Origin of the sequence: Saccharopolyspora sp. NPDC002686, from assembly GCF_040295745.1 — a bacterium.
GTDB lineage: Bacteria > Actinomycetota > Actinomycetes > Mycobacteriales > Pseudonocardiaceae > Saccharopolyspora > Saccharopolyspora oryzae.
In genome coordinates this window covers 1-10,743 of the sequence record NZ_JBEOVY010000275.1, presented here as the reverse complement: position 1 = coordinate 10,743, position 10,743 = coordinate 1, and the positions used below count along the sequence as shown (strand labels likewise).

Sequence of the window (10,743 nt, the reverse complement as noted above, 5' to 3'; positions counted from 1 at the left end):
ATCATGCTTCGACCTCCTGCCAGGTGTCGGCGGCGATGGCGGGCGAACAGGTCATGCCGCGGCCGCCGGGTCCGGTCACCGGGCGGTGGAGGGGCGGGTCAGTTGTTGGCGATGAAGTCCGCGACCAGGCGGTTGAACTCGTCGGGGTGCTCGATCATCGCCCAGTGGCCGCAGCGGTTGAGCAGCACCAGGCGCGAGTTCGGGACGCGCCCGGGAGTTCTTCGACGCGATGCGCGCCGCGCACCAGAACCCGCCCGCGGACGGCTCTCCGCACGAACGGCTGACGTGGCACCTGCAGAAGACCGGCGAGGCCTTCGTCAGCCACGAGGACTTCCTGCGCCTGCTGCTGGTGCTGGTGATGAGCAACGAGGCGGCCGAAGCCGCCGAAGCGATGCGGACGGTCGTCGAGGTCCGCAGCGAAGGCCGCGACCTGATGCAGCAGATGATCCGCTCGTCGTTCGCGGTCGAGGGCGACGACGTGGCGACCGCCATCGCCGACGAACTCGCGCACTTCGGAATGGCCGGGTTCGACGGCGCTTTCGTGTCGCTGCAGTCGAACGACGGCAAGCCGATCGCCGAACTCATGGCGCAGCTGGCCGACGCGATGGCCGCCCTCGGCGAATCCCGGATCCGCAGCATCCGGGCGCAGTCCGATTAGCCTCGCGCCCGTTCAGGTACGCGAAGTACGGTGGGTGTCAGTCGTTTTCGCGCTCCTCCGCGAGCGTCAGGGCGATGTCGACGATCATGTCCTCCTGCCCGCCGACCAGTCCCCTGCGCCCGGATTCGAGCAGGAGCGTCCGGACGTCGATCCCGTAGCGGGCCGATGCCGCTTCGGCGTGGCGCAGGAAGCTCGAGTACACCCCGGCGTAGCCGAGCGTCAGGGTCTCGCGGTCTACCCGCACCGGTCTGTCCTGCAGCGGGCGGACGATGTCGTCCGCAGCGTCCTGCAAGGCGAACAGATCGCACCCGTGGTCCCACCCGTAGATGTCGGCGACCGCGATGAACGCCTCGAGCGGGCAGTTCCCGGCACCGGCACCGTGGCCGGCCAGGGACGCATCGACCCGCGTCACCCCGTTCTCCACCGCTACGACGGAATTGGCCACCGACAACGACAAGTTCTCGTGCGCGTGGATGCCGATCTCGGTGCCCGGGTCGAGGACGTCCCGGTAGGCGCGCATCCGCTCCGCCACACCGGCCATGGTGAGCCGCCCGCCGGAGTCGGTGATGTAGACGCAGTGCGCGCCGTAGGACTCCATCAGCTTGGCCTGCTCCGCCAACTCGTCGGCGGGCGCCAGGTGGCTCATCATCAGGAATCCCGAGACGTCCATGCCGATTTCGCGCGCCGTCGCGATGTGCTGCGCGGCGACGTCGGCTTCGGTGCAGTGCGTGGCGACCCGGACCGATCGCACACCGAGTTCGTGCGCCCGCTTCAGCTCGCGCACCGTGCCGACACCGGGCAGCAGCAACGTCGTGAGGCGGGCGCGCTCGATCACCTCGGCGGCGGCCTCGATCCACGCCCAGTCGGTGTGCGAGCCGGGACCGTAGTTGAGCGACCCGCCGGCCAGGCCGTCGCCGTGCGCGACCTCGATCGCCCCGACCCCGGCCGCGTCGAGCGCGGCGACGATGCGCTTGACGTCGGACGGGTCGATCCGGTGCCGCACCGCGTGCATGCCGTCCCGGAGGGTCACGTCCTGGACGAAGATGCTGCGCTGGTTCATCGGGCGGCTCCGATCCGCTGGGCGATCCGCTCGGCGATCTGCAGTCCGGCGGAGGTCATGATGTCGAGATTGCCCGCGTACGCGGGCAAGTAGTGCGCGGCGCCCTCGACTTCGAGGAACACCGAGACCTGGTGGGTGGGGCGCGACGAGTCCGCCAGCAGCGTCCCGACCGGCTGCTCGGCCGGGATCTCGGTGATCTGCACCTGCTGCTTGAGCCGGTAGCCGGGCACGTACGCCGCCACGTCGGCGGCCATCTTCTCGACCGACCGCCGGATCTCCTCGTGCGTCGCCGAATCCGGGGCGGAGACCAGGCAGAACACCGTGTCCCGCATGATCAGCGGCGGCTCGGCGGGGTTGAGCACGATGATCGCCTTGCCGCGGCGCGCACCACCGACCGACACGATCGCTTCGGACGTGGTCTCGGTGAACTCGTCGATGTTGGCGCGGGTGCCCGGACCCGCCGACTTCGACGCGATCGAGGCGACGATCTCCGCGTACGCCACCGGCACCACCCGCGAGACGGCCGCGACCACCGGGATCGTGGCCTGGCCCCCGCAGGTCACCATGTTCACGTTGGGCGCGTCCAAGTGCTCGTCGGCGTTGACCGCGGGCACGACGTACGGTCCGATGGCCGCCGGTGTCAGGTCGATCATCCGCTTGCCCAGCGGCATCAGGCGGGCGTTGTTCGCCGCGTGCGCCTTCGCGGACGTCGCGTCGAAGACGATCTCGATGTCGTCGAAGCCGGGCATCGCGACGAGCCCCTCGACACCGTCCGCGGTGGTGGGCACGCCCAGCCGGGCCGCTCTCGCCAGCCCGTCGGACGCCGGGTCGATGCCGACCAGGGCGCCCATCTCGAGGCGTTCCGAACCGCGCAGCACCTTGATCATGAGATCGGTGCCGATGTTGCCCGATCCGATGATCGCGACCTTGGTCATTCGTCGACTCCTCACTGGAAACGGGCGGTCACGGCGCCGAGCCCGGACAGGGTGGCGGTGACGGCGTTGCCGGCCGCGACAGGTTTCATCGGGCCGAGTGCGCCGGAGAGCACGACCTGCCCGGCTCGCAGCGGCTGGCCGAGGTCGCGGGCCGTCCGGGCCAGCCAGCCCACCGCCGCGACGGGGTCGCCCAGGCAAGCGGTGCCGACGCCGGTGGACACCTGGTGTCCGTCGACGGCCATCTCCATGACGACCTCCGCGGGCTCGACCTCGTCGAGCGTGCGGCGCTGGGTGCCGAGGACGTACAGCCCCGCGGAGGCGTTGTCCGCCACCGTGTCACCGAAGCTGATGTCCCAGGCCGCGATGCGGCTGTCGCAGATCTCCAGCGCTGCCACGGCGTACTCGATCGCACCGCGGACCTGAGCCGCGTCGAGCGGACCGTCGACCAGGTCGGCGCCCAACACGAACGCCACCTCCGCCTCGACCCTCGGCTGCAGCAGGCGTGCGACCGGGATGACCTCCCCGTCGCCGTACTGCATGTCGTCGAACAGCAGACCGAGGTCCGGCTGGTCGACTCCGAGCTGCTGCTGGACCGCTTCCGAGGTCAGGCCGATCTTGCGGCCCACCACCGTCGCCCCCGCCGCCTCCCGGAGCTCGGCCAGGCGGCGCTGCACGGCGTACGCGGCCTCGAGGTCGTCACGGCCGATCAGGTCCCGCACCGGCGCGCAGGGCACGCCGGTCGCAGCGGCGGACGCGAGCCGGTCAGCGGCGGCGGCGATGGTGGAAGTCGTGGACTGACTGCTCATGGCGCCCACTGTCCAGACCGGGCGCGGCCCCGACCAGGCATTCGTCTCGCTCAGCGATACGCTCGGGTGATGACGGGCGCAGACCTCGACACCGTGCTCGGCAAGGCCGTGACGATCCTGCGTGCCTACCGGCCGGAGGACCACGTGCTCGCCCTCGCCGAACTGGTCCGCCGGACCGGCCTGCACAAGGCGACCGTGCACCGCCTCGCGCGCGATCTCGTCGCGAACCGGCTGCTCGACCGCGTCGACGGCGGGTACCGGCTCAGCGGCGGGCTGTTCGAACTCGGCATGCTCGCCTCCCTCGAACGCAGCCTGCTCGAGGTCGCGATGCCGTTCCTGCAGGACCTGTACGAGCGCACCCACGAGACGGTGCACCTCGGCGTCCGCGAAGGCCACGACGTCGTGTACGTCGCGAAGATCGGCGGGCACCGCCAGGCCGACGCCCCGTCCCGGACCGGCGGCCGAAACCCGTTGCACTGCACGGCGATCGGCAAGGTCCTCCTCGCCCACGCCCCCGCGGAGGTGCAGCGCGAGGTGCTGGCCGCGCCCATGGTCCGGCGAACCGCGCACACCGTGGTGGCCCCCGGCATCCTGCACAACCAGCTGGTGCGGGCAGCCGAAACCGGAGTCGCGTTCGAGCACGAGGAATCCGCGCTGGGCATCGCGTGCGTGGCCGCTGCCGTCTTCGGAACGGGCGATGAACCCGTCGCCGCGATCAGCGTGACCGGACCGACCGGCCGCTTCCGCCCGGAAGCCCAGACCGCCACCGTGCTGGCGACCGCGGAGGCGCTGCGCAGCACCATCGCCCGCCGGGAGCAGCTCCGGTAGCACCGGCCGCTGACCTGCGCGATCAGCAGCGGGTGGGGTGGCGTGGGATCCTCCGGGCGGGCGCGGGGAAGGCGAGGTGCGGCCATGGGGGAACTACCGGCGGGCGCGGGCCGGGCGTCGACCGATCGCGTCGTCTTCGGCGTCACCGCGCTGCTGGTCCTGTTCTTCCTCGGGTGGGGCATCGCCTCGCCGGCGACGCTCGGCGCGTTCGCCGAAGCCGGGTTGCGGTGGGCCGTGGACGACATCGGCTGGGGGTACTCGCTGGCCGCGACGGGGTTCGTGGTCTTCGTCGGGTGGCTCGCGCTGAGCCGCTACGGATCGATCCCGCTGGGCGGGGACGACGAGGAACCGGAGTTCCACACGCTGTCGTGGATCGCGATGATGTTCATCGCGGGCATGGGGATCGGCCTCATGTTCTTCGGCGTCGCCGAACCGCTCGCGCACTACGTCCAGCCACCACCGGAAACGGTGGATCCGATGACCGCCACCGCGGTGCGGACGTCGTTCGCGACGACGCTGTTCCACTGGGCGCTGCACCCGTGGGCGATCTACGCGGTGGTCGGGTTGACGATCGCCTACGGCACCTTCCGCCGGGGCCGGCGCCAGATGATCAGTTCCGCGTTCGCTCCCCTGCTCGGGCAGCGGCGCGGGGTCAAGCCGCTGGGGAAGGTCATCGACGTCCTCGCGCTGCTCGCGACGCTGTTCGGTTCGGCGGCTTCGCTGGGCATCGGCACGCTGCAGATCAGCAGCGGGATGCGCAGCGCGGGCTGGATCGCCGCCGTCAGCATCCCGGTGCTGGTGGTGATCATCGGCGTGCTGACGATCTGCTTCGTCGCCTCCGCGGTCTCCGGGGTTTCCCGGGGAATCCAGTGGCTGTCCGGCACCAACGTCGTCCTCGCGGCGCTGCTGGCGCTGTTCGTGCTGGTCACCGGTCCGACGGTGTTCATCCTCAGCCTGATCCCGACGTCGATCGGCAACTACGTCGGCGACTTCGCGAGCATGGCAGCGCGCACCGGGGCCACCGGGAGCGCAGCTCTCGACGAGTGGCTCTCGCACTGGACGATCTTCTACTGGGCGTGGTGGATCTCCTGGGCGCCGTTCGTCGGCACGTTCCTGGCCCGGATCAGCCGGGGCCGCACGATCCGGCAGTTCGTCGGCGGGGTGCTGCTGGTGCCCAGCGCGGTCAGCGTGGTCTGGTTCGCGATCTTCGGCGGCAGCGCGATCGACCTGCAGCGCGGTGGCGTCGACGTGGCCGGTTCCGGCGGCGAGGAAGTGCAGATCTTCACCGTCATCCGCGCGCTGCCGATCCCGACTGCCCTCACCGTGCTGGTCATCGTCCTGGTGGCGATCTTCTTCATCACCGGCGCGGATTCGGCGTCGCTGGTGATGGGCAAGTTCTCGCAGCGCGGCACGATCTCACCCCGGAAGTGGATGATCGTGTTCTGGGGCGTGGCCACCGGATCCGTCGCGGCGATCATGCTGATGTCCGGCGGCGACCACGCCCTGGAGGGGATCCAGAACCTGACGTTCCTCGCCTCCGTGCCGTTCGCGCTGGTCATGGTGCTGATGTGCGTGTCGCTGACCAAGGACCTGCGCGGCGATGAACTGATCCACCGCCGAAGACGAGCCGAGCAGGTCCTCTCGAAGCTCGCCGACGAAGAGCCCCGGGACGAGACCGGCTGACGTCGTCAAGACCTCGACTCGGTCCGGTGCCAAGCGCTCCAAGCGAGGTGGGCGAACGGGATGATCACCAGCAGGTCGACGAGGTAGGCGACCCACTCCAGCCGGAGCACCCGCCCGAGCGGAAACGCAACGGCCGCAAGGCAGATCAACGCGGCCACCCACCACGGCGACATCCGGGTCCAGAGCAGGAGAACGCCGAAGACCAGCAGGGACAACGGGAAGGTCGGCCCCGGCAACCACAGCACCAGAAGGCTCTGCGGCGGGTAGTCGTCGAACCGCGCCAAAGCCACCTGGTCGTGCAACCCGAATACGCCTTCGAAGAACCCCTGCAACCCGAACGCGATGCTGCCGAACATCCCGATCAGCAGCAGCAACAACCAGATCCCGGCCACCAGCGGAATCCGTTCGCGCAACCGTTCGTACTGCCCGATCAACCCGTAAACCCAGGGAACCATGGACAGCGCGATCAACATCCCGCCGTTCACGCCGTAATGCCCATCGACCCAGAAGAACGGCGAAGCAGCGAAGATGACCGGCCCGAGCACGAGCCCCACCGCCTGCAACCGCCGCACCACCATCGGCGCAGGTTAGGACCCCCCACAAGGCTCCGCAACAACGGCGATTCCCGGTCGCAGGTCAGTCGTCGAGGAGCGCGAGCCACGTCGGGTCCGCGGTGAGCGCGTGCTCGCCGGGGTCTCGCCAGGATTCGTCCTTGTTGTGCCGGGGCAAGCTCCGCACCCGGAGGCCGCTGCGTTCGGCGTCCTCGTGCTCGCCGAAGTACTCCTCGATGCGGTTCGTCAGCTCCTCGACCAGCTGCCGCTGCTCCGGGCAGGAGATCCGGTTGACCGTCTCCCGCGGATCCGCCCGCAGGTCGAACAGTTCGTCCGGCCCGTCCGGGTAGCGGCGGACGAGCTTGTGGCGCGATGTGCGGATCATCCGCAGGTCCCCGTACTCGGCGAAGACGGCGTCCGGCCAGTCCCCCGCCGCTTTGCCGAGCCACAGGTCTCGGTGCGACCGGCCGGGGTAGTCGCGTTCGGCCGGCGGTGTGAGACCGGCGTGCTCGACGATGCTCAGGAAGGTGTCGCAGTGGGTCACCGGTTCCCTCCTGATCTGTCCGCTCAGGACGTTGCCGGGGTGGTTGATGATCAGCGGAACGCGGATCGACTCCTCGACCACGTTGTAGGGGACGGTGCCGTTGCCCTTGCCCCAGATGCCGTGGTGCCCGGCGTTCAAACCGTGGTCGGACGTGTACACCACCAGGGTCGACTCGCGCAGCCCCTGGGCCTCCAGCTCGTCGACCAGCCGCCCGAGCTGCTCGTCGACCTCGCTCACCGAGGCGTAGTACTGGGCCAGCGCCTCGCGCGGATCGTTGCGGCTGGTGTACATGGCTTCCGACCGCAGCCTCCCGAACGGGTGGGTCGCGTCCTGCGGGATGTCGGCGAAGGTCCCGCGGCGGTAGCGCTCCACCAGGCGTTCCGGGTGGCCCGACCAGGGGCTGTGCGTGGCGAGGTATCCCACGAACAGGAAGAACGGCTGTTCCGCCTGCCGGTTGCGGAGGAACTCCACGGCGTGGTCGGTGATCGCATGCGGGTTGTAGCGACCCGGCGCGGGCGTCGACTTCGGCCAGGGCGATTCGTACCCCTGCGGCACGCGGACCGGTGCGCCGTGGGAATACCAGTAGTCGAAGCCTCCGGGGCGCACGTCGGGGCGCCCCAGGTGCCACTTGCCGGACAGACCCGTCACGTAACCGGCGTCGTGGAACACGCGGGCCAAGGTCAGCTCCGACTCCAGCCATGGAGTCGCCATCACCTCGGGATCGCTCTCCGCCAGGTAGTCGTGCACGCCGTGCTGCGAGGGCAGGCGGCCGGTCCACAGCGACGCCCGGGCCGGCGAGCACACCGGTGACGGGGTGAACGCGTTGTCCATCCGGACGCCGGTGGCCGCGAGGTGGTCGAGCGTCGGCGTTCGCAGCTCCGAGTTGCCGTAGCAGCCCGCTGCCCACTGCGCGTGGTCGTCCGTGCACACGACGAGAACGTTGGACGGCATCCGCAACTTCCTCCCTTGACAAGTCCGGGCCGACGGCCCGTAATAGCACCTTAAAGGTTGGACCTCTGGACCTCCAATCTTTTCCTTGCTCTCCCCCGCGGTATCGGAGGATGGTCGTCATGCCCGCACTTCAAGCACCTGCTGCGCAGCGGGTTCGCCCTGTCCTGCTGGTGGTCGCGCTGCTTCTGGCGGTCGGCAGCTACCAGCTCAACAACACGATGATCGCCCCCGCGAACCCGCAGATCATCGCCGGATTGGGCACCACGACCGCCGCGATCGGGTTCGCGCAGACGCTGTTCTTCCTGGTCTCGGCGATCGCCTCGGTCGTGGTGACGAGGCTGAGCGACTGGGTCGGACGCCGCCGCGCCCTGCTGGCCGTCCTCGGCGTCATGATCCTCGGCGAGGCGTTGTGCGCAGTCGCCACGAGCGACGCCGTCTACATCGCGGGGCGGGCGATCAGCGGATCCAGCGGCGCGGTCTTCGCCTTCGCGTTCCTGATCCTGCGGGAGACCATGACGCTGGGCGGGTTCAGCAAAGCCCTGGCGATCATCGCGGCGATCAAGAGCGGCGTCGGCGGGTTCGAATCCGTGGCGGGCGGCGCGATCGCCGATTTCCTCGGCTTCCGGGGAGTCTTCTGGTTCATGATCGCCTTCACCTGCGTCGCCGCAGTCGTCGCGCGCTTCGCGATCCCGGAGACGCGCGCGGCCGAACGGCAGCGGTTGGACTGGCCGGGCTCGATCACCATCAGCCTCGGGTTCACCGGGGTGCTGACCGCGCTCTCGCAAGGCGGGACCTGGGGTTGGGGCGACGTCCGCACGCTGGGCTTCCTGATCGGCGGTCTGGTGTTCCTGGCGTTGTTCCCGATCGTCGAACGCCGCCAGCCGCAGCCGCTGATGGACGCCTCCCGCCTCGCCTCTCGCCGGTCGTGGCCGCTGCTGGCGACCAACGTCCTCGTCCTCGCGGGCGCTTTCAGCGCCACCGGATTCGTGGTCCCGCTGCTCAGCCAGTCCGCGAACGGCGGATTCGGGATGTCCGCGACGATGTCCGCGCTGCTCTACGTCATGCCGGTGTCGACGGTGGGATTCCTCGTCGCACCGATCGCCGGCTGGCTGGCGCCCCGCGTCGGTTGGCGAGCACTGCTCGTCGGCGGACTCGGCGCGACCACGGTGGCGATGGTCGTGCTGCCGCTGTTCGCCGGCAACCCGGTGGTCGTGTTCGCGATCATCGTCGTGCTCGGCGGCTTCTACACGGGGCTGGTGCTGACCTCCCTGGACGGGCTGGGCGTGCTGCTCTCCCCACCCGACGCCCCCGGCTCGCTCACCGGGCTGAACACCGCGGCGTTCGGCATCGGCGCTTCGCTGGGCACCGCGGTCACCTCGACGGTGATCTCCCAGATCTCCGGCGGCAAGACCGGCAACATCGCGGGTTTCACCGGGGCGCTGTGGGTGTGCGCCGGGCTCGTGCTGGCCGGACTGCTCGTGTCGCTGCTCATCCCCCGCGACGGCGTGGGCGTGGTCGAGGGCGAGAATGCGGTGAGGACGAGTTGAGGAGCAACGGATGGCGCTGATTCGCACGCTCAAGACGCAGGCCGCCACCGAACTGCGCAAACTGATCGGCGAGGAGTACCGCCCCGGCGACCGCCTGCCGCCCGAAGGTCAGCTCGCCCAACGGATTGGGGTCAGCCGCAACACCCTCCGCGAGGCGTTGGGGGATCTGGCTCTCGAAGGGCTCGTGGAGCGGCGTTGGGGCGTTGGCACCGTGGTGCGCGAGCGCACCGGTCCGGTTTCGCTCAGCCTCACCGAGATCATCCCGGTGCGGGAGATCATCCACGGCTACGGGCACGAAGCGACGTTGCCGCACGTCGCCATCGAGGAGGTCGGCTGCGACGCCGAGCTCGCCGAGACGCTCCAGATCGAACCGGGCACCCCGGTGTGGAGCATCGAGCGGGTCTTCGCCGTCGACGGCACACCGGCCGTGCTGATGCGCGATTGGGCCAGGAAGCACTACCGGGACGCGGAATTCGACCCGCACCCCTTGTCCGATGTGGACACCGATCTGATCACGCTGATCAGATCGGCGGGCGCGCCGCTGAGCCGGGTGGAAGGACATCTCGACGCCGTCGAAGCCGACGCCACCACCGCCCGGCTGCTCGGGGTGAAGCGCGGACGCCCGCTCGTGTGCGTGACGCAGACCTGCTTGTCCGAACGCGGAAACGTGCTCCTGCACACCGAGGTGCACTACCGCACCGACGTCATCAAGCTCAACATCAACCGAACGATCCGGCGGTAGAGCCGCTCAGCAGCGTCGGGTACCAGCAGTCCTTGCAGGAACCGAGGAACCTCCCGCGCCTGTTCGACGAGGTCCGCGACGCCGGTCCTGATCCCGACCTGCCGATGATCATCGTATCCGCGATGGGCACCGACGCGTTCGCCGACGAACTGGTCCCACCCGAAGCCTGCGAATCAGCAGCCGAATCCGGCCGAGCCAAGCATCGGCTCTACACCGACATCGCTGCGGCACTCCCCCAAGCCGAAGTACGTCGTGTCGACGACGCCGGCCACTCCGGCATCGCCTGGCTCCGCCCGGACGCCGTGATCCAGGCGATCCGAGACGCGTTTCCGCGCTGACCACCGCGGAAAGCGGTTCGGGGGGGGGGGGGGGGGGGGGCCCCCCCCCCCCCGTGAGGGTATGTGGGGGGGGGGTTGGCCCGGGGGGTTTGGTATCGGA

Annotated in this window: 12 protein-coding genes; 6 read left to right on the top strand and 6 right to left on the bottom strand. The window is 69.8% G+C overall.

From position 1 onward, the window contains the following. Positions 1 to 98 precede the first annotated feature (98 nt). Positions 99 to 188 (bottom strand): alpha/beta fold hydrolase, encoded by a 90-nt coding sequence (locus ABTZ89_RS38990; RefSeq protein ID WP_502949607.1) that lies wholly within the window; start codon positions 186 to 188, stop codon positions 99 to 101. A 41-nt stretch (positions 189 to 229) separates the two neighbouring features. On the opposite strand from ABTZ89_RS38990, the gene ABTZ89_RS28620 reads away from it, so the two are divergent. Continuing rightward, complete coding sequence (locus ABTZ89_RS28620) at positions 230 to 658, top strand: hypothetical protein (protein ID WP_351050386.1); 429 nt, start codon at positions 230 to 232, stop codon at positions 656 to 658. 37 nt (positions 659 to 695) lie between these two features. On the opposite strand, the gene dmpG is transcribed toward ABTZ89_RS28620, so the two are convergent. The 3 genes from dmpG to ABTZ89_RS28605 are packed head-to-tail and all read right to left on the bottom strand — an operon-like array spanning position 696 to position 3,459. Next, the gene (gene dmpG, locus ABTZ89_RS28615) at positions 696 to 1,718 is read right to left on the bottom strand and encodes a 4-hydroxy-2-oxovalerate aldolase (RefSeq protein ID WP_270947839.1); all 1,023 of its coding nucleotides are present in this window, start codon (positions 1,716 to 1,718) and stop codon (positions 696 to 698) included. Then, positions 1,715 to 2,653: an acetaldehyde dehydrogenase (acetylating) gene (locus ABTZ89_RS28610; protein WP_351050382.1), complete on the bottom strand. Its 939-nt coding sequence runs from the start codon at positions 2,651 to 2,653 to the stop codon at positions 1,715 to 1,717. The genes dmpG and ABTZ89_RS28610 overlap by 4 nt, the downstream gene beginning before the upstream one ends. Positions 2,654 to 2,664: 11 nt before the next feature. Further along, positions 2,665 to 3,459 (bottom strand): 2-keto-4-pentenoate hydratase, encoded by a 795-nt coding sequence (locus ABTZ89_RS28605; protein WP_351050379.1) that lies wholly within the window; start codon positions 3,457 to 3,459, stop codon positions 2,665 to 2,667. Positions 3,460 to 3,528: 69 nt separating this feature from the next. Here ABTZ89_RS28605 and ABTZ89_RS28600 point away from each other — a divergent pair, with 69 nt between their 5' ends. Both ABTZ89_RS28600 and ABTZ89_RS28595 read left to right on the top strand, forming a co-directional pair. Continuing rightward, positions 3,529 to 4,287 (top strand): IclR family transcriptional regulator, encoded by a 759-nt coding sequence (locus ABTZ89_RS28600; RefSeq protein WP_270947842.1) that lies wholly within the window; start codon positions 3,529 to 3,531, stop codon positions 4,285 to 4,287. A gap of 84 nt (positions 4,288 to 4,371) precedes the next feature. Then, positions 4,372 to 5,970 carry a BCCT family transporter gene (locus ABTZ89_RS28595; protein WP_351050374.1) on the top strand — a complete coding sequence of 533 codons (1,599 nt, stop codon included), beginning with the start codon at positions 4,372 to 4,374 and terminating at the stop codon, positions 5,968 to 5,970. A gap of 5 nt (positions 5,971 to 5,975) precedes the next feature. Here the strand turns inward: ABTZ89_RS28595 and ABTZ89_RS28590 are convergent, their stop codons facing one another. Both ABTZ89_RS28590 and ABTZ89_RS28585 read right to left on the bottom strand, forming a co-directional pair. Then, positions 5,976 to 6,548: a hypothetical protein gene (locus ABTZ89_RS28590; protein ID WP_351050371.1), complete on the bottom strand. Its 573-nt coding sequence runs from the start codon at positions 6,546 to 6,548 to the stop codon at positions 5,976 to 5,978. 58 nt (positions 6,549 to 6,606) lie between these two features. After that, positions 6,607 to 8,016 carry a sulfatase-like hydrolase/transferase gene (locus ABTZ89_RS28585; protein WP_351050368.1) on the bottom strand — a complete coding sequence of 470 codons (1,410 nt, stop codon included), beginning with the start codon at positions 8,014 to 8,016 and terminating at the stop codon, positions 6,607 to 6,609. Between the two features lie 119 nt (positions 8,017 to 8,135). Here ABTZ89_RS28585 and ABTZ89_RS28580 point away from each other — a divergent pair, with 119 nt between their 5' ends. Genes ABTZ89_RS28580 through ABTZ89_RS28570 form a run of 3 tightly spaced genes read left to right on the top strand, consistent with a single transcriptional unit; the run spans position 8,136 to position 10,643 of the window. Beyond that, positions 8,136 to 9,563, top strand: coding sequence for an MFS transporter (locus ABTZ89_RS28580; RefSeq protein WP_351050366.1), 1,428 nt, complete (start codon positions 8,136 to 8,138; stop codon positions 9,561 to 9,563). A 10-nt stretch (positions 9,564 to 9,573) separates the two neighbouring features. Beyond that, complete coding sequence (locus ABTZ89_RS28575; RefSeq protein ID WP_351050363.1) at positions 9,574 to 10,305, top strand: GntR family transcriptional regulator; 732 nt, start codon at positions 9,574 to 9,576, stop codon at positions 10,303 to 10,305. A 32-nt stretch (positions 10,306 to 10,337) separates the two neighbouring features. Then, positions 10,338 to 10,643, top strand: coding sequence for an alpha/beta fold hydrolase family protein (locus ABTZ89_RS28570; protein ID WP_351050361.1), 306 nt, complete (start codon positions 10,338 to 10,340; stop codon positions 10,641 to 10,643). The last annotated feature ends 100 nt before the right edge of the window (positions 10,644 to 10,743 follow it).